Below are 21723 nucleotides of genomic sequence, written 5' to 3'. Positions count from 1 at the left end.
AGATTGCAGGACAACCCCAGAGGCAATGCATATGGCACTCGACGGCAAGACGGCTTTGGTTACCGGCTCCACCAGCGGCATCGGCCTGGGCATTGCCTCGGTGCTGGCCCGCCACGGCGCCAACGTGGTGCTCAACGGTTTCGGCGATCCGGCGGCGGCCCTCGCGGAAGTACGCCGGCATGGCACCCAGGTCGCCCACCACGGTGCCGACGTGAGCGACCCGACGCAGCTGGCCGAGCTGTTCGAGTACGTGCAAGCGACGTTCGGCGGTGTCGATATCCTGGTCAACAACGCCGGCATCCAGCACGTGGCGGCGGTCGAGGCATTTCCCGTTGAGCGCTGGGATGCGATCATCGCGATCAACCTGTCCTCGGTGTTCCACGGCACTCGCCTGGCGCTGCCGGGCATGCGTGAGAAAGGCTGGGGGCGGATCGTCAATATCGCTTCGGTGCACGGTCAGGTCGGCTCGGTCGGCAAGGCCGCCTATGTCGCCGCCAAGCATGGCGTGATCGGCCTGACCAAGGTGGTCGGCCTGGAAACCGCGACTACGCAGATCACCTGCAACGCCATCTGCCCCGGCTTCGTGCTGACTCCGCTGGTGCAGAAGCAGATCGATGATCGTGCGGCCACGGGTGGTGACCCGGTTGACGCCCAGCGCGAATTGCTCGCGGAAAAACAGCCCTCGCTGGAATTCGTCACGCCCGAGCATCTGGGCGAACTGGTGATGTTTCTGTGCAGCGAGGCCGGCAGCCAGGTGCGCGGTGCGGCGTGGAACATCGACGGTGGCTGGCTGGCGCAATGACGCGGGGAACCGCCCCGTGCCGGCAAAGTCGGAGTAAGGACATTACCATGTGCAAGGAGCTTCTGTGACCATCGCTCCCCCCAGCGAACCGCTCGGCCCGCAAGCGCCGGACCAGACCCGTGAAGTGCATCGCCTGCGGGTGCTGACGGTGAATACACACAAGGGTTTTACCGCATTCAACCGCCGTTTCATCCTGCCCGAATTGCGTGAGGCGGTGCGCAGCACCAGCGCCGACCTGGTGTTCCTGCAGGAAGTGCTGGGCGGCCACGACGGCCATGCGTCGAAGTTCTCCAACTGGCCGCAGATGTCACAGTACGAGTTTCTCGCCGACAGCATGTGGAGCGATTTCGCCTACGGGCGCAATGCGGTGTACCCGGACGGCCACCATGGCAACGCGGTGCTGTCCAAGTACCCGATTCTGCGCTACAGCAACCTCGACATCTCGATCACCGGGCCCGAGCGCCGCGGCTTGCTGCATTGCGTGTTGCAGGTACCGGGGCACGACGAGGTGCATGCGATCTGTGTGCACTTGTCGCTGCTGGAAAGCCACCGCCAACAGCAATTGGCGCTGTTGAGCCAGCTGCTCGATTCGTTGCCCGAGGATGCGCCGGTGATCATTGCCGGCGATTTCAACGACTGGCAGTTGCGCGGCAACGCTACGCTGGCCAAGCGCAAGGATCTGCACGAGGCGTTCGAACGGCACAACGGGCAGTTGGCCAAGACCTACCCGGCGCGCTTTCCGCTGCTGCGCCTGGACCGGATCTATGTCAGGAACGCGACCAGCCACGGGCCGATCATTCTGGGCAACAAGCCGTGGACGCACCTGTCGGACCATTTGCCGTTGGCGGTTGAGATTCATCTGTAGCGCAGACCCTTGTAGCAGCGGCGCGAGCCGCGTCCGGGTGCGCTGCGGTGTATCTGTAAAACAGCGATGAGGCCGGACGCGGCTCGCGCCGCTGCTACAAGGATCATTGGCGGGTCACTGCTGGCTTTCGGGGTCGTCGCTCACCAGGCCCCAATCTGCGCTTTTGCGGTCGGATGCAGGCGTGGGCGGGGCGGGCGCCGAGGTGTGCTGCACGCCCTCCTCGCCATGCAGCTTCAAGCGCAGTCGCAGGTTGTTCACCGAATCGGCATTCTTCAACGCTTCTTCCTCGCTGATCGCCCCCTCGATGGCCAGCTCGTACAAAGCATGGTCGAACGTCTGCATACCCAGGTTCACGGATTTCTCCATGATGCCCTTGAGCTCGGAAAACTCGTTGCGGTGAATGAAGTCGCGAATCGTCGGCGTGCCCAGCATCACCTCGACCGCGGCGCGGCGCTTGCCGTCGGTGGTGCGTACCAGCCGCTGCGAGACGAACGCCTGCAGGTTGTTGCCCAGATCGTTGAGCAACTGCGGGCGGCGGTCTTCGGGGAAGAAATTGATGATACGGTCCAGCGCCTGGTTGGCGTTGTTGGCGTGCAAGGTGGAAATCGCCAGGTGGCCGGTGTCGGCGAATGCCAGTGCGTGTTCCATGGTTTCGCGGTCGCGGATCTCGCCGATCAGGATCACGTCCGGCGCCTGGCGCAGGGTGTTCTTCAGGGCGGCCTGGAAGCTGCGCGTGTCGACCCCCACTTCACGCTGATTGATGATCGACTTCTTGTGCCGGTGGATGAACTCCACCGGGTCCTCGATGGTGATGATGTGCCCGCTGCTGTTGCGGTTGCGGTAGTCGATCAATGCGGCCAGCGACGTCGACTTGCCGGAACCGGTCGCGCCGACGAACAGCACCAGGCCGCGCTTTTCCATGATCACGTCGAGCAGCTTGCGCGGCAGCTTGAGGTCTTCGAAGCTGGGAATGTCGAGCTTGATGTTGCGTGCGACAATGGACACTTCGTTGCGCTGCTTGAAGATATTGACGCGAAAGCGCCCTACCCCGTGGATCGACAACGCCAGATTCATTTCCAGCTCACGCTCGAAGTCGATACGCTGCTCGGCGTCCATGATGCTGGCCGCGATCGCGGCAATGTCGCCTGGTTTCAAGGCTTCGGCGCTGAGCGGCTTGAGCACGCCGTTGAACTTGGCGCAGGGTGGCGCGCCAGTGGACAGGTAGAGGTCGGAGCCGTCCTGACTGGCCAGGAGCTTGAGCAATGCCTGGATTTCCATAGGCTTGGGGTCCTGTAAAGGCGGTCGATAGAAAGTACGCTATAGCTTGGCTGGATAAGCAGCCGCGGTAAATCAAAGGATAACGCAATGAATGCCTCACCTGTGGGCGGCAAGGTCGCGACATTGATCGCCAGCATGGACTGGACCGACAGCCCCCTGCCCGGCCCCGATGCCTGGCCACAGAGCCTGCGCACGGCCGTGGACATCGTCACCCACTCGCCCATGCCGATGCTGCTGCTGTGGGGCACGCAACTGTGCCAGCTGTACAACGACGCCTTTGCCTTGCTGGTGGGCAGCAACCACCCCCGCGCCCTGGGCCAGCCGGTGGACCGCATCTGGCCCGAGCTCAAGCCGTTTTCCGATCCCATCTACGCCGCGGTGATGCGCGGCGAAGTGCGTGCCTTCACCGAGAAGGGCTTCAATCTGCCGCGCGAAGGGCATTCGGCGCGGGTCTGGCTGGACCTCACCTACAGCCCGATTCGCGACGAAAACGAGCGCGTCGCCGGCATTCTGGTCACGGCCATCGAGGCCAACGAGCGCCGTGAAGTGAGCGCGGTGGGCAAACGCACCGAGCAGGAGTTGCGCGACAGCGAGGCGCATTTCCGCATGGCCATCGAGCTGTCCCCGGCGGTGCACTGGACCGCCGACGCCAACGGCCGCACCGACGGCGAAAGCCAGACCGAGCGCTGGCGCCAGCTGACCGGCATGCGCAGCCTGCGACCGGACGACGACTGGGCGCAGCTGGTGCATCCGGATGACCACCTGCCGACCCTCGACGCCTGGCATCTGGCGGTGAGCACTGGCCGCCCCTACGATGCCGAGTACCGTTTGCGCATGGCCGATGGCAGCTACCACTGGATGCACGCTAGGGCGCTGCCTCAGCTGGATGCCGACGGCGTGATCCGGCAATGGTTCGGCATGACCGAAGACGTGCAGAATCGGCGTCAGGTGGAGCAGGCGCTGCGCGAGCTCAACGAGCATCTGGAAACCCGCGTCAGCGAACGGACCCAGGCCCTGGCCGAGGTCAACCTGCGCCTGCAGAACGAAATGCAGGAGCGCGAACGCGCCGAAGAGGCTTTGCGCCACGCGCAGAAGATGGAAGCGCTGGGCCAGTTGACCGGTGGCATCGCCCACGACTTCAACAACATGCTCACCGGCATCATCGGCAGCCTCGACCTGATGCAGCGCTACATCGACGCCGGGCGCAGCAGCGAAATCAAGCGCTTCAGCGAGGCCGCGGTCAGCTCGGCCCATCGCGCCGCCGGTCTTACCCATCGCTTGCTGGCGTTTTCGCGACGGCAGTCGCTGGACCGCAAGCGGCTGGCCCCCAACGCGCTGGTGCATTCGCTCGAAGAGCTGTTCAGCCGCACGCTCGGCGAACATCTGCAGTTGCAGCTGCAACTGGCGCCCGACGTCTGGCCGGTGAACACCGATGCCAGCCAGCTGGAGAACGCCCTGCTCAATCTGGTGATCAATGCCCGCGACGCTATGCCCGACAGTGGTGTGCTGACCATCGAAACCGCCAACTGCGAGCTCGACGCCACCCCTGAAGGCGCTACGCTGGAGCCGGTCAAGCCGGGTGCCTACGTGATGTTCCGGGTCAGCGACAACGGCAGCGGCATGAGTGCCCCGGTGCTGGCCAAGGCATTCGATCCGTTCTTCACCACCAAGCCCATCGGTCAGGGCACCGGCCTGGGCCTGTCGATGATCTACGGCTTCGCCCAGCAGTCGGGCGGACAAGTAACGCTGCAGAGCCGTCCCGGCGAGGGCACCTGCGTGCGCCTGTACCTGCCGCGGCACAGCGAACCGTCCGATGCGCTGGCCGAGCAGCGCGCTCCGGCCGTGTTGCCCATGGCCCGGGACGGTGAAAGCGTGCTGGTGGTCGAGGACGATCCAGCGGTGCGGATGCTGGTGCTCGATGTGCTCGACGAACTGGGCTACGCCGCGCATTCCGCCGGCGAGGCCACGGCGGCGCTGGCCTTGCTCGACGCGGGATTGGACATCGATCTGCTGGTGACTGACGTAGGCCTGCCCGGGCTCAACGGCCGGCAGTTGGCGGAGATCGCGCGGCAGCAGCGGCCAGGCCTGAAGGTGCTGTTCATCACCGGGTATGCCGAGAAAGCAGCGGAACGCTATGGCTTTCTTGCCGAGGGCATGGACATGATCACCAAGCCGTTTTCCATCGAGCGCCTGGGCAGCAAGATCCGCGACATGATCAACCTGGCGTGATTTGCGGCATAATCAGCGGCTTTTTCCAGCGAGCATCGGGCAATGAAGGCACAAGCTAGGCACATTCTGGTCAAAACCGCCGAGGAGGCGGAGGCGCTGCGCCTGCGGATTGCCAAAGGTGAGGCGTTCGATGTGCTGGCGAAGAAGTATTCGACCTGCCCGTCAGGCAAGCGCGGCGGTGACCTGGGTGAAGTGCGACCGGGGCAGATGGTTGGCGCCATCGACCAGATCATCTTCAAGAAACCGCTGCGTACGGTGCACGGGCCGGTGAAAAGCAAGTTCGGTTATCACCTGGTGCAGGTGTTCTACCGCGATTGACGAGCATCTGTAGGAGCGGTCAGCGGCCGCGAAGGCCCAACGCGTACCTGCGGATGCACCGCGGTGTCTGGTTCGCGGCCACAGACCGCTCCTACGGCGGAAAAAGGCCGCTGCTACAAGGTTAGAGGTACTCGCCAACCGCCTTGGGCCTTTGGTGCTGCAATTTGAGGTCGGTGCGCATGCCTGCGATGAGGTTCGAGATCGCGCGGCTGCTGGTCAATTGCTCGGTGCGAATGCCGCTGAGCATGTAATCCACCTTGTGCGAAGTACGGTCGAACACGCGCACGGTCAGCGAACGGTCATGGGCTTGGGTACATTGGCAGCGTTGCGGCAGAAAACTGCTTTCAATGATATTGCGCAGTTCAAGGGTGGACAACATGATGACACTCCATTCTTGGTCTTATCCCTGAGATCGGGCTTGCCCGAATACAGTGCACGTTCCATGCCCCACGCCCCGCCATGCACTCGCCATACAAATCAAACACTTACCCACTAAAGCGCCTAACCGTATCGTGCATTGTGCAATATCCAGGTGCAACAGCGTTGCAAATTGCACAGCATTCAGCGCATTGAAACTTAGCGAGCGGCTGCAAGGTCACCTGCAAACACACCGCGCAGGAGCACCCTTCACCATGGCACGAGCAATCTGGAAAGGCGCGATCAGCTTCGGGCTGGTTCATATTCCCGTAGCGCTGGTATCGGCCACTGCCTCCCAGGGCGTCGACTTCGACTGGCTGGACAAACGCAGCATGGACCCGGTCGGCTACAAGCGTATCAACAAGAAAACCGGCAAGGAGATGGACAAGGAAAACATCGTAAAAGGCGTGCAGTACGAAAAAGGCCGCTACGTGGTGCTGAGTGAAGACGAGATCCGCGCCGCTCACCCTGTTTCAACCCAGACCATCGATATTTTCTCCTTCGTCGACCGCAACCAGATCCCCCTGCCCAATATCGACACACCCTACTTCCTGGCACCTGACCGACGTGGCGAGAAAGTCTACGCGCTGTTGCGCGAAACGCTGATCAGTACCAAGAAAGTTGCACTTGCGTTGGTGGTATTGCACACCCGCCAGTACTTGGCGGCACTGATGCCATTGGACGGCGCGCTGGTGATGGTCAAGTTGCGCTGGCCTTCGGAAGTTCGCGACCTGGACATACTCGAGCTGGGCAAAGAGGTGAAGAAACCCGAACTGACTAAGAAGGAACTGGACATGGCCAAACGCTTGGTCGAAGACATGAGTGGCGACTGGCAGCCTGAAGAGTATGTCGACAAGTTCGAGCAGAAGATCATGGCGCTGGTGGAGAAAAAGGCCAACAAGGGCGAGATCGAAGACGTGGAAACCGAGGCCGGCCAGGAGTCGCGCAAGACTGCCGATGTCATCGACCTGACCGAGCTGCTGAAGCGCAGCCTCGCGGGCAAATCGCCCGCCACCTCGAAAGCCAAGCCCGCCAAGGAAAAATCCGCGACAAAAAAAACGCCTGCACGTCGCAGCCCGCGCAAGGCGTCTTGAATATCAATAGACAGTAACAATCCGCTCGCCGCCAACGGTATTGATGAATAGATATTTTCATCAATACCGTTATTGAATAACTTGATATAAAGCTGCTTTTAATACCAACTTTAAAAACCACTCGACTACACTCGTTGCATTGCAAGTCTGCATTGACCACCTGATCGCCCACCGCGCCTTGTTTAATCCGCGCGCGTGGCTGTGGGAGTTGCCAATGAATACCAACGAGTTGTTGATACGCACCAGTCTACTGACCGCACTGGCCGTACCGTGCGAATACGCCCGGTCCGATTGCACCTTCAGCCCCGGCGTCGGCAATGACGCCTACGTGTGCGACAGCGGAACGTCGCCGGGGCTTTCCGACCTGCTGGGCAACAACAGCCTTACCCTGCCCGCCGACGGCACGGGCACCATCACCGGCGCGGTCGAGTTCGGCCCTGGCCAGGACAGCGTGTTGATACGCTCGGGCACTGTGGGCGGCGCACTGAACACCGGCGCGGGCGCAGACACCGTGTTCATCAGCGCCGGGCGCCTGTTGTCCCTGACCCAAGGCGATGGCGCCGATACGCTCGAAGTCGTTGGCGGCACCGTCAGCGGTACGGTGAACCAAGGCAGCGGCATCGACAACTTCATCATGCGCGGCGGGCAGATCCTGGCTTTGGGGCAAGGTGACGGGCTGGATACCTTTCTCATGACCGACGGCACCATCGTCGGCGCCTTCGAGGACGGCGACATCGCGCGGATGAGCGGCGGCACCATCGGCCGGGTCGACATGAAGCTCGACAACAACCTGTTCGAGCTGTCCGGCGGGCGCATCAATGGCAACCTGGTTGCCGGCTTCGGCAATGACACCATCGCCGTTTCCGCAGGCAGCATCGGCGGCAACATCAGCGTCAGTGGCGGCACCGACCAGGTGACGGTGAGCGGTGGTGATATCGGCGGCAACGTCTTGCTCAGCTTTGGCGACGACCGTTTCATCTGGCGCGACGCGGGCCTGATCCACGGCGCCATCAGCCTGGGCCCAGGCAACGATACGGCGCTGCTGAGCAACCTGGGCGAGACACAACTGGCCTCCCCCAGCCTGGTCTACGGTGATGCCGGAGTCGATACCCTGACCCTGGACAACAGCCGCACCACCGGCGGCGCGCGCTACAGCTACTGGGAAACCATCAACCTGAACAACGGCTCGGTGCTGGACCTGCCCGACCGGCTGAGCCTGGCCGATGACTCGACGCCGCTGGACAGCGGTCTGCTCAACCTTGACCGCACCAGTACACTGGGCGCCACCCAGGGCTGGGTCGGGCCGATAGTCGCCGGGCAAACGGTGACCCTGAACAACGCCGGCCTGATCGATCTGACCCGCAGTGGCGCCGACGCGAGTGACCGGCTGACTGTGATTGGCAACTATGTGGGCAATGACGCGCGTTTGCGCTTGCAGAGCGTGCTGGGTGGTGACGACGCGCCTGCCGACCGGCTGATCGTGGCGCGCGGCACCATCAGCGGCAGCACGGCGATCACGGTGGACAACCTCGACGGCCAGGGCGCGCTGACCCTCGCCAACGGCATTGCCGTGGTCGAGGCCACGCAGGGCGCGACCAGCACTGACGGCGCTTTCAACCTGGCGCAAGACTTGTCGGTCGGGGCCTATCAGTATTACCTGTTCAAGGGCGGCGTGACCGCAGGCAGCGAGAACAGCTGGTTCCTGCGGTCTTCCGTGGTGGCAGCGCCGCCGGTGACACCGCCTGTGGTCGAACCGCCGATCATTCAGCCCCCGGTGGTCGAACCCCCGATAGCCGAACCACCGATCATCGAGCCGCCCGTTGTCCAACCTCCGGTGACGCAACCCCCGGTCGATGAGCCGCCACCGGTAACACCGCCGGACGCCGAACTGCCCGAGGAGACCCCGGTCGAGCCATTCGTGCCGCCTGCGCCCGTGCAGCCGGAAACACCTGTGGCCGAACCGGCACCAACGGAACCGGCTCCAGCCGCCCAGGCACCGGTTGCTGCGGTCGGCACGCCGACCTTGCCGCAGGCCACTCCGGGCCAGCGTATCGTGCTCTACCGGATCGAGGTGCCGGCCTACAGCGTCGTACCTCCGGCCGCCGCCTTGCTGGCGCTGGACAGCCTGGGCAGCTTCCACGAGCGGCAGGGCGAACAAAGCCTGCTCGGTGAGCGCGGCGCCCTGGCGGCGGGCTGGGCACGCACATTCGGCAGCCACGGGCGGCAGAAATGGGCCGGGGCCGCAGCGCCAAGCCTCAAAGGCAACACCCGCGGCTACCAGGTCGGTCACGACTTGTTCGCCACCCTCGGCGACGGCGGCTATCGCCAGCATGCAGGACTGTTCGCTGGGCATTCACGTGTGGACGGCCAGGTGCGTGGCTTCGCCCTGGGGTTCGACGACACCCCCTCCGGCGACATCCGCCTGCGCGCCGACAATCTAGGTGCCTATTGGACCCTGGTGGGCCCGGCCGGCGGCTACGTGGACGTGGTGGCCATGGGCACCCGGTTCACCGGACGCAGCCGCTCCGAACGCGGCTATAGCCTGGATCTCGATGGACACGGCATCACCCTTTCCGTGGAAGGCGGCTATCCGATTGCTTTATCCGGGGACTGGACACTGGAGCCGCAGGCGCAACTGATCGGCCAGAGGATCACGCTGGACACGGCTCGCGACCCGGTATCGAAAGTGGACTTCGACAGCGAAGACTATTGGCGCGCCAGATTGGGCGCGCGCTTGAAGGGCGAGTACCGTGTCAGCGGTACCCCGGTCGAGCCCTACGTACGGGCCAACCTGTGGCACACCTTCCAGGGCGAAGACGCAGTGACGTTCGATGACAGCGACACCTTGCGCACCCAGCATCGCAGCACGCAGGCTCAGCTCGGGTTGGGCATCGCAGCCCGATTGAGCAGCGATGTCAGCCTGTACCTCAATGCCGACTACGCCCGCAGCCTGGACGCACAACCCCAGGAAAGCCTGCAAGGCAGCCTGGGGGTGCGCATCAGTTGGTAGCTTCAGGCGGAATCGTCAGGGCTCATGTCAGCCTCACCGGTCTGGGTGCGGACCTCACGCGGATCCATCTCCCGATCGCGGTCCATCGGTACGGGCGAAAGATTCTCGTCGCCGGGACGTGGGTCTTCGGCAGGCTTGCCCTCGGCAAACGGCTCGGGTTCGATCGGATCGTTGGGACGATCCAAAGGGTCGGGAATCTGCGTCGAACTGCTGGGTGCCATATCATCCTCGCTGAAAGCACATGGGGTTCAGCGCATATGACGCCGTCGCAGCGCCGAGGTGCAGATTGCTTTGCAGCGCAAGGCCTTGCGCTCAGAGGCAGGTGGCCAGCGAAGCCAGGCGACGTGTGGCCACCTCGCCCTGCTCGCGGGCATAGAAGCTGACCAGACTGCCGGCGCCGCGCGGGCGGATGTCGGCGAAATAGGTCGCCGCAGGTGTGAACACCGTGTACCCGCCCTCGCTGGCCTCCGAAGAGGCATCGGTCATGACACCGAACATGGCTTCGTCCTGCCAGCTGAACTGAACGCACTGGGCTATTTTCTGCGCGGTTTTTTCCGAGTTCATGGTTTGCACCGGCGCTGCGCTGCGCGCCTGTTTCATGTTCAGGCCCGTGCAACCGGTAAGTACACACAAGCCCAGTGCTGCTGCGATGATGCGCATCGTCGTTTCCATTCGAAATAAACCGCGAATGTATCACTGCCACGTGATGCCGGCATCACCGACCCATCACTGACAAAGATGCATGGCCATGAGGAACAGAACGAAAGCGCCAAGCACCTCGAAATGACCCAGCACCCAGGCGCCCAGGCGGGAACGCCGAGGTGCGCCGTACACGCCGTACAATTGCGGCCACAAAGCGGCCGAAGTCGCCAATACGGCGCCTGCCAACAGCAACAACACATAGGCCATCGCAAGGTCCCGCGGTGATGAATGAAGATAGGCCTTAGTGCCCTCGCTGCAGGGCTCGTTCCAAAGCGTTGCGTGCACTTCGTCACAAAAGCGCGCATCAGTGGCATTGCCTGCCGGCAGCCGTGGCTGCACAATCCGTGCTCTCTCATTACCCATCGAAGGCCCCATGGCAGAACCCGATTCGCGTCACCAGGCCGCCCTGGACCGCTTTCTCGAAGCGCGTCCCGAGCTGCAAACCGAACTGGACACTCTCAACCCGCTGGCCGCACGTGCAGCCGGGCTCAGCGTCACGGAATACCGTGCGGAGCGCCTGCACGAGGCGTTCGAGGAATTCGCCGATGCGCAAGGCATGTTTGCCTGGGAATTGACCCTGCAACTCACCGCGGCTACACCGCAGGAGTTCGAAACCCAGCGTCTGGAAGTGCACAAGGAAGTGGCCGAAATGGCGGGCATGCCGTGGGACGAATACATGCAGCTCAACGGGCTGAAAGAGAGCTGACGAATCACGCCTCACAAGGGCACCCCGCACTCGGCAGGGTGCAGGTGTGCCTGGTAGTCAAACGTGCGGCTTACAGGCTGTTGCCGAGGGAATGTTCTTCGTCTTCATCGACAGGCGAGTTGCGGCCTGGTTCATCTACCGCCTTGTTGCCCGGCGAGCCTTCATGGTCATCGTCGTGCTCGTCGTGCTTCTCGTCCTTCTCGTGAATATCAGGGTAACCCTCTTCCCCGCTGCCGGGCTCGGCCGGCCCTTGATAGGGGTTATCCGGGTGGTTGTTGTCTTGGACCATGATATGTCTCCTTTCGTGGCACGGTTCATCCGCGCCTGATAGTGGGAGACGGCAACCGCGCTGGAAGTGCCGTCGGCTTGACGAGCGGCATCCTGACTTCGACCAACCACGCGTCGCCTTGTCTTCTGTCGATTCTTTGCTATAGCTAAAGACCTCGCTGATGATCCTGGCAATGGAGTGGCCGTCATGAAGAAGATGAGTGTAAGTCAGCTGACCATGCTGACAGCCGTCAACATGCTGGGGTCCGGCATCGTTCTGTTACCCACGAAACTCGCCGAAGTCGGCGGCATCTCGATTCTCTCCTGGCTGATCACGGCCACCGGCTCCCTGGCCCTGGCCTATGCCTTCGCCCGGTGTGGCATGCTCAGCCGCAAGACCGGCGGCATGGGTGGCTATGCGGAATATACGTTCGGCAAGTCGGGCAACTACATCACCAACTACACGTATGGACTGTCACTGTTGATCGCCAACGTGGCGATCAGCATCACGGCGGTTGGTTATATCCAGACGTTGTTCGGTATCAAACTCGATTCGCTGCAAGTGGGCCTGGCGACCATTGCGCTGCTGTGGATCACCACCTTCGCCAATTTCGGCGGGGCCAACATTACCGGCAAGATCGGTGCGATCACAGTATGGGGCGTGATTGCCCCGGTCGTATTGGTGTCGACGGTCGGCTGGTTCTGGTTCGACAGCAGCACTTATGCGGCGGGCTGGAACCCCCACGACATGCCCTGGTACGAAGCGGCCGGTGCCTCGGTGGCAATCACGCTGTGGGCGTTCCTGGGCCTGGAGTCGGCGTGTGCCAACGGCGATGCCGTGGAGAACCCGGAAAAGAACGTGCCCATCGCCGTGCTCGGCGGGACCCTGGGCGCGGCGGTGATCTACATCGTCTCCACCAACGTCATCGCGGGCATCGTCGGCAATGCCGAGCTGGTGTCCTCTACCGCACCGTTCGGCCTGGTGTTCGCCACGATGTTCACGCCGATGATCGGCAATCTGGTCATGGGCCTGATGGTCCTGGCCTGCATCGGCTCGCTGCTGGGCTGGCAGTTCACGGTCGCACAGGTGTTCAAGAGTTCTGCCGACACCGGTTACTTTTTGCCGATCTTTGCCAAGGTCAACCAGCACGGTGTGCCGATCATCAGCATGCTGGTCCTGCTGGCGATCCAGACGGCCCTGGCCCTGCTGACCATCAGCCCCGACCTGGCCAAGCAGTTCGATACCCTGGTGAACCTGGCGGTGGTTACCAACCTGGTGCCCTACATCCTGTCGATGGCCACCCTGATGACCTTGCAGAAGGTGTCCAACGTACCGGCCAACAAAGCCCTGGTGACCAACATCGTCGCCTGGATCGCAGCGGCCTACAGCTACCTGGCGCTGTATAGCTCGGGCGCCCAGGCGCTGATGCTTGGCGGTGTGGCGACCATCGTCGGCTATACGCTGTTCGGTTTTGTCAACAACCGCCTGATCCGCCTGGAAGCGGTCAACAACAGCGCCCCGACCCAGACCGTCGCCGCCCAGCACATCGTCGGCGAGCCGATTCCCGTGAACGGTCTGCCCCACTCGACATTGAACAGCCCTGCACTGGAGGCACGACCATGACGGAACATAGAAACCTGCTGGGGATGCTGGCACTGCTGGTCAGCAACCAGCCCGACAAACGCACGGTATTCGGCCGGGCGCTGATCCAGCTCATCGCCGATGTGGAAGAGCGCGCGGTCAGCGTGATCACTTCGGAAAGCGTGCGCGACGCCAAGGCCATCCTGAGCACCGACCCGGCGATCCAGTGCGTGCTGCTGAGTTGGGAAATGGACGAGAGCGATCACCACCAGCAGTGCATCGACCTGCTGGTCGCCCTGCGCGAACGCAATACTCGGGTCCCGGTGTTTCTGATCAGCGATCGCAGCACTGCCGCCAATGTGCCGCTGATCGTCATGCAACACGCCGACGATTTCATCTGGCTGCCGGAAGACACCAGCCGCTTTCTCAGTGGGCGGATCATGGCCGCCATCGAGCGCTATCGGCAGGCGGTGTTGCCGCCGATGTTCGGCGCGCTGCTCAAGTTTGCCCGCAGCTATGAATACTCCTGGCATACGCCGGGGCATGCCGGCGGCACGGCGTTTCTGAAGAGCACGGCGGGCCGGGCGTTCTACGAGTTCTTCGGGGAAAACCTGTTGCGTTCCGACCTGTCCATCTCGGTGGGCGAGCTGGGCTCCCTGCTCGACCACAGCGGGCCCATCGGCCAGGGCGAGCGCTACGCGGCCAAGGTGTTCGGCGCGCATCGCACCTACTACGTCACCAATGGCTCGTCGATGTCCAACCGGGTGATCCTCATGGCCAGCGTCACCCGCGACCAGATCGCGCTGTGCGACCGCAACTGTCACAAGTCTGCCGAGCACGCGATGACGCTGTCGGGGGCGATTCCGACCTACCTGGTGCCGACGCGCAACCGCTTCGGCATCATCGGTCCGATCCTGCCGCAGACCTTGAGTGCCGACGGGGTGCGCGCGGCGATTGCAGGCAACCCGCTGGTCAAGAGTCACATCGACCCTACGCCGGTGCACGCCATCGTCACCAATTCCACCTACGACGGCCTGACCTATAACGTGACGCGCGTGGAGGAATTGCTCGGGCAAAGCGTCGACCGCCTGCACTTCGACGAGGCCTGGTACGGCTATGCGCGGTTCAATCCGTTGTACAAGGACCGCTTCGCGATGCACGGCAGCCCCGACGATCACGACGCGTCCAAGCCCACGGTGTTCGCCACGCAGTCGACCCACAAGTTGCTCGCAGCATTGTCCCAGGCGTCGATGATCCACGTGCGCAACGGGCGCAATCCGATCCCCCACGGACGCTTCAACGAGTCGTACATGATGCACGCCTCGACCTCGCCCAACTACGCGATCATGGCGTCGTGCGACGTCAGCTCGGCCATGATGGAGGCACCCAGCGGGCAGATTCTCACCAACGAATCCCTTGAGGAGGCCATCGCTTTCCGCCAGGTGATCTCGCGCATGCACAGCGACATGCTCGCCAACGGCGACTGGTTCGTGTCCTGCTGGCAGCCGCCGTCGATAGCGGTCGGCGGTGCCGCCATCGCGTTCCATGAAGTCGACCCGATCAAGCTCAAATCCGACCCCGACTGCTGGGTCCTGCACCCCAACGAAGTCTGGCACGGTTTCGGCGACATCGAAGACGGCTACTGCATGCTCGACCCGATCAAGGTGTCGATCCTGAGCCCGGGCATGGGCGACGACGGCGAGCTTCTGGATTTCGGCGTACCGGCGTGCGTGATCAGCGCGTATCTGGGCCGGCAGGGCATCGTGGTCGAGAAGACCACCGACTTCACCCTGCTCTTCCTGTTCTCCATCGGTATCACCAAAGGCAAGTGGGGCACCTTGGTGAATGCGCTGCTGGACTTCAAGCGCGATTACGATGCCAACCTGGAGCTGGAGTTGTGCCTGCCCGACCTGCTTGCTGCCACCCAACAGCGCTACAGCGGCATGGGCCTGCGCGATCTGGCCGAAGAAATTTTCGCGGCAATGAAGGAAACCCGCACCACTGCAGCCATGGCCGCGGCCTTTGGCATGCTGCCCAAGGCCGAATTCAGCCCGGTGGAAGCCTACGAGAAGCTGGTCAGGAACGAAGTGGAACAGGTCACTCTGGAGAACGCAGCCGGACGCGTCGCCGCCACAGGCATAGTGCCCTACCCGCCTGGCATTCCGTTGCTGATGCCTGGAGAAAACGCCGGCGCCGCCGATGGACCGCTGCTGGCCTACCTGCGGGCTCTGGAAAGCTTCGACCGGTCATTCCCGGGGTTTACCCATGACACCCATGGCATTGAAAGCGATGGGGGGAAGTATCGGTTGTTGGTGCTCAAGTGAGGATGCATCTGCTGGGGGAATTGACTGTCGGGCGCCGTACAACTGCTGCCATACCTATGCGACAATACGCACAATGTCCGGTTTGAATTCCCCGCGTATCGCCCAGCAGTTCGGCCACCGAAACCATCGCTCCCCCAGTTATTGATAGGTAAGCTCCTTGATCTCCACCGCTAACATCACCATGCAGTCTTAAGTGGTTGCTGACGTTAGCTGTTGATCAATGTTTTCGGGCATTTCCCGCTCCCCAGCGCTCGTGAGGCATCAACAAAAAGCCGCCATTGGTATCAGAATTGGTATCAGATGACATTGCCGAGCCCTATGCCGATTATGCATACGGCCTTCGCTTGTGACCAATGGAATCTGTAGCCATTTGTAGGCTTCAAGCCATTGTTCCGTTACCGCGAAGCATCGTAGTGAACCTACAAGCGTACTGGTATTGATGCGACAAATATCGTTGCGTCTTTGTTGGAGGTTACGCTCAACGTACCACCATGAGCTTCAGCAACCTGCGAGCATATATATAGGCCCAGCCCAAGGCCCTCTGTGTGACTGTCACGGTCGGTACGCGTAAAAGGCTCGAAAAGAGATCCAAGCAACGTATCTGGGATTGGCTGCCCCCCGTTGATGCAGCTCAGCACCAACATTCCCTCATCGATGCGCCCCTTTAGCACAATTGCCCCTCCTTTTTGACCATGCGCTACTGCGTTGGTCAAGAGGTTGGAAACCAGCTGACTAATCCTGCCGACATCACATAACAATGCAGTAGCGCCCTCATAGTCAAACGTGATATTTGCTTCCGGATGGGCCAAACGGACCTCCTGAACAACAGCTCCAAGCACATCAAAAATGTCGTCTGCTCGACGGAGATTCATTACGACATCACCTCCTAGCTGACAGCGTGTGAAGTCCAAAATGTCCTCTATCAATGCGGCCATGCGTGCCGCGCTTAACCGAATACCTTCGGCCAGCAGCAAACGTCGGCTCTCCGAAATGTTCGCGCGTAGCGCATCTGCGCTGAGCCTTACGGCGCTAAGCGGGGTACGGAGGTCATGCCCTAGAACCGCAATGAATTGTTCGCGGAGCCGGCCAAGCTCGGTTGATGCAACGAGTTGAGATTCACTTTGTTCAAGGCGATCGTGCAAACTCAAATTCACGGCGATTAGCTGAGCGAAAAGCTCAAGCGTATTTATAGCCGACTGCTTATTCAAGGTAATGGGCATTACGTCCAGCGCACATAGGGTTCCAAATAGCTCCCCATTGGCAGTAATGATGGGAATGGAAATATGGCTTTGTACGGCAGGCAAATCGCTCGGCGCCACCGCTTCGTATCCTAAACGAGACAATTCAGCAAAACCGCTACCGAACACCAATGATCTGCGCAGATCATGCACTTGGCCGCATAAAGTCTCTGCTGTAAGACGTTCGCTACCAACGGCCAACTCCAATCCAATCGAGTCATCGACCGCACAAGCCACCCATCGACTCGTGGTCACCCTGGCAACAGCTGCGAAGCGCAAACCTGTGGTCGCTTTCACCAAGCTCAGAATCAAAGGAATGCTCTCCATCTTTCCGATAGAAGCGATATCGATTTCAAATTCTGATGTTGACATCCGATCCTAGATCCTGATTTTAGAGAAAAGAAGGTGAAGATTATGCAGATTGTACAGCTGCGGCCTTAGGATGGGTTATCTACCGACGCATTCACCCTGCACATCCAAACCCCACGGCAAGGACCTGTTTGCGTCATTGACGACAGAACCAGTTCATCCAAGGGCGTCAGCTCATCCTGAACTCGCTTCGCTGAACCCAAAATCGTCCACTGCAGGTTGCATCCGCTGCTCACAGATTCCTCAATCGCCCCTTCCGGCGCATCGAGCATGCACCACAACTCATGATTATTGACTAAAATCTAACCGCAGGGAATGTTCGTGAACGCTGGCAGTCAATGTCGTATCTCCTTCGAAAATGACCTCCTATGAACACTATCATTCTCGTTGAAGACGAGCAGCCGGTCCGTGATCTTCTCTTCGAGTTCCTCCAAGATCTAGGCTACCAAGTTCACGCCTTTGAGACAGCAGACCAGGCCTGGCTGCACATCCAGCAGAGGCCCTACCCAGCGCGGCTGCTAATTACAGACTTGTGTATGCCTGGGAAGATGGACGGAATGGATCTGGTGCGTAAGCTTCAAGCGACTCAACCTGAGAGCCCGATCGTCGTCATGTCAGGCTATCACCCACGAGCGGATTCGCTGAGAAGTGATGATGTTCACTGGCTTGCAAAGCCTTTTTCCCTGCAATGTCTCGAGACGTTTTGTCGGAAGATCTTTTCTTCTGATCGGCAAGTCTAGGGATCCTCCGATTCGCGATTCCAAGAGCTAGGCCCTCAAGGTAGCTACCGCCAAAACAGGAGCGTAAATGGCTAAGCATTCCAACCGCGTGACCGACAACTTTACCGGTGACATAAGCGCATCTGATCACAATATCTTCTTCGCAGCCGTCGAAACCACGCGCATGCCGATGACGATTACGGATCCAAAGAGGCCTGATAATCCCATCATTTTTGCCAACAATGCCTTCATAGACATGACTGGCTACTCCCGTGAGGAAATTGTTGGTCGTAACTGTCGATTTCTTCAGGGTGCTGAAACGGACCGACAGATCATCGGACAGGTGAGAAAAGCGATTGAAGACAGGCGGGAGATAGCCGTCGAGGTAGTGAATTACAAGAAAGATGGCACCTCATTTTGGAATGCGCTGTTTATCTCGCCGGTTTACAACGAGTCAGGCGACCTAATCTATTTCTTCGCATCACAGCTCGACGTGAGCAGACGTCGTGATGCTGAGGACGGGCTGCGTCAATCGCAAAAAATGGAAGCACTAGGCCAACTGACGGGTGGAATAGCCCATGACTTCAATAATTTGCTGCAGGTCATGGTGGGATACCTAGACATGATCCAGCGCTCCGCTGATAAGCCAGAGATCGACCGTCAGCGGCTTAAACGCAATGCTACTCAGGCACGGGATGCCACGGAGCGAGCCACTACCCTCACCCAGCAGCTATTGGCATTTTCACGCAAGCAAAAGCTGCAGGGGCGCGTTATCAACCTGAATACGCTTATCATATCTTTCGAGGAAACTGCAGAGCGCACGTTGGTCGATACGCAGATCCGCTATGACCTTGCGAAAGACCTCTGGAACTCGAGATTAGACCCGACCCAGACCGAAGTGGCGCTGCTCAACATTTACATCAATGCTCGAGACGCTATGGAGGGACAGGATGCTCGGATGTTGTCCGTTGAAACCCGTAACGTGACGCTGAGCAAAAACTCGTCTTATGAGGGCCTCGTGCCTGGTCGGTATGTCAGCGTCGCCATTACCGATAATGGCCGAGGAATGCCGGAGTCCATCCTAAACAGAGTGATGGACCCCTTCTTCACTACCAAGGAAGAGGGCAAAGGCTCAGGCCTGGGGCTTTCGATGGTTTACGGCTTCGTAAAACAGTCTGGTGGCGTGGCTCGGATTTATTCCGAAGAAGGTATCGGAACGACTATCCGTATGTATTTTCCGGCAGATGATAGTCAGCTCCACACGCTAGCAGCGGCCGAGGAAATTCACGTTCATCAAGGTCATGAGCGGGTACTAGTCGTTGAAGACCGTCCGGATGTCGCGGATCTTGCGCAAGCTGTGCTTGAGGAATACGGCTACGAGTGCGATATCGCCTACAGCGGAAAGGAAGCTTTGGAACGTATGGAGAGCGCTGCTTACGATGTATTGTTCACGGATCTCATCATGCCGGGCGGCATGAATGGAGTGATGTTGGCCAGGGAAGCGAAGCGCCGGTACCCAAATATCAAGGTGCTCCTGACCACGGGCTACTCTGAGAACTCTCTGGAGCGCACAGATGCCGGAGGTGGTGATTTTTTGGTAATTGCCAAGCCGTACATCCCTAGCGATCTAGCCAAGAAGATCCGACAGGCCATCGAAGGGCCGAACGGAATAACCTGAGCCCTCTGACGGGGTGTGCGCACTCCGCCGACAGGCGTAACGCCTATGATCACCTGCCCTTTTTTGCTCCCGCGCCCCTGTCGAAGATAAGTAGGTCACCATCGAAAATCCCGGCGCGAATAATGTTGTCACCGGCCACGCGATCCAGGTAGGTGCCATGCGCGCATGCACAACAGGTCGTCAATGGAGATATCGAAGTGTTCGGGTTGGAATGGCGTCCATGGCTTGGCTCATGCGCTGTACATATGGACAGCGCGACCGATTTGCAGACAGGCGGTTTTCAATCCTTGAGCTATAGGTAGGCAAGCACAGCTATGCTGACACGTCCTCGTGGAGGTGACTATGGCAGGGCTTGGTCTGAGGTTGGTTGCTAGCGACTACGATCAGAAGGAATGGAATTTAAGTTGGAGCATTCAAGCTGATCATCTCGAGTGCAGATATTGTGGGTGGGCGCAGTGGCCATCGGACGCCCTTACCCTTTTTACCCATGGTCCGGAATGTGAAAAATATGACCCGTACGGCCATCTCCCATGGCGAGATCTTGCATGGATCATGGATCAGATAAAAAGAAGAATAGAATAAAAAAGCCCTGCAGCACTACCGCCGGGACGAGCATGAGGAATCTAATTAAAAGATCTGTTCAACTTACCCTGTCTTCTTCAACGCCCTAGCGACTGCGATCCTCTTTAAGCAGTTTGCTTGCATATTGAGATGCTTCCGCGCCCTTCTCGAATATCTAGAGGATACCATCACGGCTGTCTGACAAAGCCAAAAAGTAACCTTTTCTGTGTTTTTGCAAACGGAAATACGGGGCTTGCAGCCTGGGTCTTGGGCAACCATCCGACTCAAGACGCACAGGAACCTAAATCATATGCTCCTTGAGGGAGCCTTTTTAAATCAAGCGTTTACGCCGCCCGCAATCGGTCACGCTGTCTCATAAATGCTCACCTTGTTCACGCTGTGAACTGGCGTGACTCACGTTTTGGTCACGCTGCATATTTCCCTCCTCCGGCGTTCTGCCGACCAAACACCCCTCACCCCTGCACCATCCATCGAACGAGCCTTGAGCAATCCGCCCAACCTCGAATACTGTACGCGCATACAGTGCTTGCGAGCGGCAATATGGAAATCGAAGACGAAGAGTTCGGATGCCTTGGCATACCCACCGAAGCCCAGATATGGAAGCAGCAGGCCGCCCTGGTCCAAGCAGAGTATGAGCAAGTAGCCGCCGATCTGCGCCAGGCGCGAGCGAACATCCTGAAGCTGGTGGACATTCACGCCATCACCGCGCGCGAGCGCGACCAGGCTCTGCACCTGCTGGCGTCTTATAAGCGTGACCTTTCCGCCGCTCACGTCGAGCTGTCGGCCATTGGCAACAAGATGCGCGGCATGCAGATGGCCGCTCGGCAAGCAGCTGAGATTCCCTATCCCTTCCCCGAAACGTCTGCAGCGCCAGATCGGTCACCAGCCGAGCCCACTAGCGCAGAGCACCAGCGCTCACTATGCTTGGACCAGGACAACGGAGGCGCATATGGATACGCTGGAATGGCTGAACCTTACACCCAAGCTGAGTGACATCGACACCTGGGCAAAGCTCTGGTCCGTGCACGATGACCCCTTCCCTCACATTCGCTGCAGAACCTGCGACGGGTACCAGCAGCTTCGCGACTCAAGCAAGCCGTTCGTGCACAGTCCGACTTGCAAGCTGATGGGCGGTCAGAGCAGATTCCCGTGGCGCGATCTGCTGTGGATCGTTGGAAACAGTTCTGGGAATGACCTGTAGGAGGTTCCCAACCAGATTCGGTTGGCGAAAAAGGCGCATTAAAACTCCCGTTCGTTTTGCACGCCGAGCAGTTCGCAATGTTGTCTATGTAGGGCCGTCGCGTAGGCTGCGGCTTCTACTCCAGTACTGAAATATGTCACAGCGCCGTCGTAGCTGGTCACCTCATAGGCATAGGGGCTGTCTCCTTGCCTGAGGCAGGCAGGTAATATCTCGGCGCTGAGCGTTCGGACTGAAACAAGCATGTTGCTGCTCCAAGGTTTTCCGGCGCGACATCCTAGACTATCTGCATACGAGCGAATACTGATAGCAGATGGAATGCACGCCAACATTTTAGCAACGGAC

The 21723-nt window shown here is 60.1% G+C and carries 19 protein-coding genes; 12 read left to right on the top strand and 7 right to left on the bottom strand.

The genetic code is table 11. The features are described from left to right. Positions 1-31 precede the first annotated feature (31 nt). The gene (locus IFT80_RS02675) at positions 32-802 is read left to right on the top strand and encodes a 3-hydroxybutyrate dehydrogenase (RefSeq protein ID WP_192136865.1); all 771 of its coding nucleotides are present in this window, start codon (positions 32-34) and stop codon (positions 800-802) included. 70 nt (positions 803-872) lie between these two features. Beyond that, positions 873-1667, top strand: a complete 795-nt coding sequence (locus IFT80_RS02670) for an endonuclease/exonuclease/phosphatase family protein (protein WP_122714227.1) — start codon at positions 873-875, stop codon at positions 1665-1667. 114 nt (positions 1668-1781) lie between these two features. Here the strand turns inward: IFT80_RS02670 and IFT80_RS02665 are convergent, their stop codons facing one another. After that, entirely contained in the window at positions 1782-2945 is a 1164-nt protein-coding gene (locus tag IFT80_RS02665) for a PilT/PilU family type 4a pilus ATPase (RefSeq protein WP_122478440.1), read from the bottom strand. Between the two features lie 87 nt (positions 2946-3032). On the opposite strand from IFT80_RS02665, the gene IFT80_RS02660 reads away from it, so the two are divergent. Continuing rightward, positions 3033-5174 carry an ATP-binding protein gene (locus IFT80_RS02660; RefSeq protein ID WP_192054444.1) on the top strand — a complete coding sequence of 714 codons (2142 nt, stop codon included), beginning with the start codon at positions 3033-3035 and terminating at the stop codon, positions 5172-5174. Positions 5175-5216: 42 nt separating this feature from the next. Further along, a complete protein-coding gene (locus tag IFT80_RS02655) occupies positions 5217-5492 on the top strand; it encodes a peptidylprolyl isomerase (RefSeq protein ID WP_043189034.1) in 276 nt (91 codons plus the stop codon). Positions 5493-5613: 121 nt separating this feature from the next. On the opposite strand, the gene IFT80_RS02650 is transcribed toward IFT80_RS02655, so the two are convergent. Then, complete coding sequence (locus IFT80_RS02650; protein WP_122714198.1) at positions 5614-5871, bottom strand: DUF1652 domain-containing protein; 258 nt, start codon at positions 5869-5871, stop codon at positions 5614-5616. Between the two features lie 253 nt (positions 5872-6124). Here IFT80_RS02650 and ku point away from each other — a divergent pair, with 253 nt between their 5' ends. After that, the gene (ku, locus tag IFT80_RS02645) at positions 6125-7003 is read left to right on the top strand and encodes a non-homologous end joining protein Ku (protein WP_122478446.1); all 879 of its coding nucleotides are present in this window, start codon (positions 6125-6127) and stop codon (positions 7001-7003) included. A 214-nt stretch (positions 7004-7217) separates the two neighbouring features. Continuing rightward, the gene (locus IFT80_RS02640) at positions 7218-10013 is read left to right on the top strand and encodes an autotransporter outer membrane beta-barrel domain-containing protein (protein ID WP_192136688.1); all 2796 of its coding nucleotides are present in this window, start codon (positions 7218-7220) and stop codon (positions 10011-10013) included. Positions 10014-10015: 2 nt separating this feature from the next. On the opposite strand, the gene IFT80_RS02635 is transcribed toward IFT80_RS02640, so the two are convergent. The 3 genes from IFT80_RS02635 to IFT80_RS02625 all read right to left on the bottom strand — a co-directional run bounded on the left by IFT80_RS02635 (position 10016) and on the right by IFT80_RS02625 (position 10922). Next, positions 10016-10234: a hypothetical protein gene (locus IFT80_RS02635; RefSeq protein WP_122478450.1), complete on the bottom strand. Its 219-nt coding sequence runs from the start codon at positions 10232-10234 to the stop codon at positions 10016-10018. 91 nt (positions 10235-10325) lie between these two features. Beyond that, positions 10326-10673 carry a hypothetical protein gene (locus IFT80_RS02630; protein WP_192057234.1) on the bottom strand — a complete coding sequence of 116 codons (348 nt, stop codon included), beginning with the start codon at positions 10671-10673 and terminating at the stop codon, positions 10326-10328. Between the two features lie 66 nt (positions 10674-10739). Further along, positions 10740-10922, bottom strand: coding sequence for a hypothetical protein (locus IFT80_RS02625; protein ID WP_192136687.1), 183 nt, complete (start codon positions 10920-10922; stop codon positions 10740-10742). Between the two features lie 166 nt (positions 10923-11088). Between IFT80_RS02625 and IFT80_RS02620 the strand changes: the two genes are divergently transcribed. Further along, a complete protein-coding gene (locus IFT80_RS02620) occupies positions 11089-11421 on the top strand; it encodes a DUF6388 family protein (protein ID WP_192057235.1) in 333 nt (110 codons plus the stop codon). 70 nt (positions 11422-11491) lie between these two features. Here IFT80_RS02620 and IFT80_RS02615 read toward each other — a convergent pair whose 3' ends face one another. Further along, a complete protein-coding gene (locus IFT80_RS02615; RefSeq protein WP_122478457.1) occupies positions 11492-11710 on the bottom strand; it encodes a hypothetical protein in 219 nt (72 codons plus the stop codon). Positions 11711-11887: 177 nt separating this feature from the next. On the opposite strand from IFT80_RS02615, the gene potE reads away from it, so the two are divergent. Then, positions 11888-13312 carry a putrescine-ornithine antiporter gene (gene potE / locus IFT80_RS02610; protein ID WP_192057236.1) on the top strand — a complete coding sequence of 475 codons (1425 nt, stop codon included), beginning with the start codon at positions 11888-11890 and terminating at the stop codon, positions 13310-13312. Further along, a complete protein-coding gene (locus IFT80_RS02605) occupies positions 13309-15594 on the top strand; it encodes an Orn/Lys/Arg family decarboxylase (RefSeq protein ID WP_192136686.1) in 2286 nt (761 codons plus the stop codon). Before potE ends, IFT80_RS02605 begins: the two co-directional genes overlap by 4 nt. A gap of 419 nt (positions 15595-16013) precedes the next feature. Here IFT80_RS02605 and IFT80_RS02600 read toward each other — a convergent pair whose 3' ends face one another. Beyond that, positions 16014-17204 carry a sensor histidine kinase gene (locus IFT80_RS02600; RefSeq protein ID WP_192057238.1) on the bottom strand — a complete coding sequence of 397 codons (1191 nt, stop codon included), beginning with the start codon at positions 17202-17204 and terminating at the stop codon, positions 16014-16016. Positions 17205-17569: 365 nt separating this feature from the next. Here IFT80_RS02600 and IFT80_RS02595 point away from each other — a divergent pair, with 365 nt between their 5' ends. The 3 genes from IFT80_RS02595 (at position 17570) to IFT80_RS02585 (ending at position 21173) form a co-directional block, all read left to right on the top strand. Further along, complete coding sequence (locus IFT80_RS02595; protein ID WP_192136685.1) at positions 17570-17941, top strand: response regulator; 372 nt, start codon at positions 17570-17572, stop codon at positions 17939-17941. A gap of 67 nt (positions 17942-18008) precedes the next feature. Then, complete coding sequence (locus IFT80_RS02590; protein WP_043189005.1) at positions 18009-19598, top strand: histidine kinase famiy protein; 1590 nt, start codon at positions 18009-18011, stop codon at positions 19596-19598. A 1122-nt stretch (positions 19599-20720) separates the two neighbouring features. Then, positions 20721-21173, top strand: a complete 453-nt coding sequence (locus tag IFT80_RS02585) for a hypothetical protein (RefSeq protein ID WP_192057241.1) — start codon at positions 20721-20723, stop codon at positions 21171-21173. Positions 21174-21723: the final 550 nt, after the last annotated feature.

Source organism: Pseudomonas sp. CFBP 8771, from assembly GCF_014841695.1.
GTDB lineage: Bacteria > Pseudomonadota > Gammaproteobacteria > Pseudomonadales > Pseudomonadaceae > Aquipseudomonas > Aquipseudomonas baltica.
The sequence above is the reverse complement of the archived record's forward strand: the minus strand, read 5'-3'. Positions and strand labels throughout refer to the sequence as shown.

What these genes read in the sequence shown, in the direction of transcription:
- IFT80_RS02595 (WP_192136685.1), top strand. Translation starts at nt 17,570, where the DNA reads ATGAACACTATCATTCTCGTTGAAGACGAGCAGCCGGTCCGTGATCTT.
- IFT80_RS02655 (WP_043189034.1), top strand. Translation starts at nt 5,217, where the DNA reads ATGAAGGCACAAGCTAGGCACATTCTGGTCAAAACCGCCGAGGAGGCG.
- IFT80_RS02675 (WP_192136865.1), top strand. Translation starts at nt 32, where the DNA reads ATGGCACTCGACGGCAAGACGGCTTTGGTTACCGGCTCCACCAGCGGC.
- IFT80_RS02620 (WP_192057235.1), top strand. Translation starts at nt 11,089, where the DNA reads ATGGCAGAACCCGATTCGCGTCACCAGGCCGCCCTGGACCGCTTTCTC.
- IFT80_RS02605 (WP_192136686.1), top strand. Translation starts at nt 13,309, where the DNA reads ATGACGGAACATAGAAACCTGCTGGGGATGCTGGCACTGCTGGTCAGC.
- IFT80_RS02635 (WP_122478450.1), bottom strand. Translation starts at nt 10,234, where the DNA reads ATGGCACCCAGCAGTTCGACGCAGATTCCCGACCCTTTGGATCGTCCC.
- IFT80_RS02615 (WP_122478457.1), bottom strand. Translation starts at nt 11,710, where the DNA reads ATGGTCCAAGACAACAACCACCCGGATAACCCCTATCAAGGGCCGGCC.
- IFT80_RS02660 (WP_192054444.1), top strand. Translation starts at nt 3,033, where the DNA reads ATGAATGCCTCACCTGTGGGCGGCAAGGTCGCGACATTGATCGCCAGC.
- IFT80_RS02600 (WP_192057238.1), bottom strand. Translation starts at nt 17,204, where the DNA reads ATGTCAACATCAGAATTTGAAATCGATATCGCTTCTATCGGAAAGATG.
- IFT80_RS02590 (WP_043189005.1), top strand. Translation starts at nt 18,009, where the DNA reads ATGGCTAAGCATTCCAACCGCGTGACCGACAACTTTACCGGTGACATA.
- IFT80_RS02630 (WP_192057234.1), bottom strand. Translation starts at nt 10,673, where the DNA reads ATGCGCATCATCGCAGCAGCACTGGGCTTGTGTGTACTTACCGGTTGC.
- IFT80_RS02640 (WP_192136688.1), top strand. Translation starts at nt 7,218, where the DNA reads ATGAATACCAACGAGTTGTTGATACGCACCAGTCTACTGACCGCACTG.
- IFT80_RS02665 (WP_122478440.1), bottom strand. Translation starts at nt 2,945, where the DNA reads ATGGAAATCCAGGCATTGCTCAAGCTCCTGGCCAGTCAGGACGGCTCC.
- IFT80_RS02650 (WP_122714198.1), bottom strand. Translation starts at nt 5,871, where the DNA reads ATGTTGTCCACCCTTGAACTGCGCAATATCATTGAAAGCAGTTTTCTG.
- ku (WP_122478446.1), top strand. Translation starts at nt 6,125, where the DNA reads ATGGCACGAGCAATCTGGAAAGGCGCGATCAGCTTCGGGCTGGTTCAT.
- IFT80_RS02585 (WP_192057241.1), top strand. Translation starts at nt 20,721, where the DNA reads ATGGAAATCGAAGACGAAGAGTTCGGATGCCTTGGCATACCCACCGAA.
- IFT80_RS02625 (WP_192136687.1), bottom strand. Translation starts at nt 10,922, where the DNA reads ATGGCCTATGTGTTGTTGCTGTTGGCAGGCGCCGTATTGGCGACTTCG.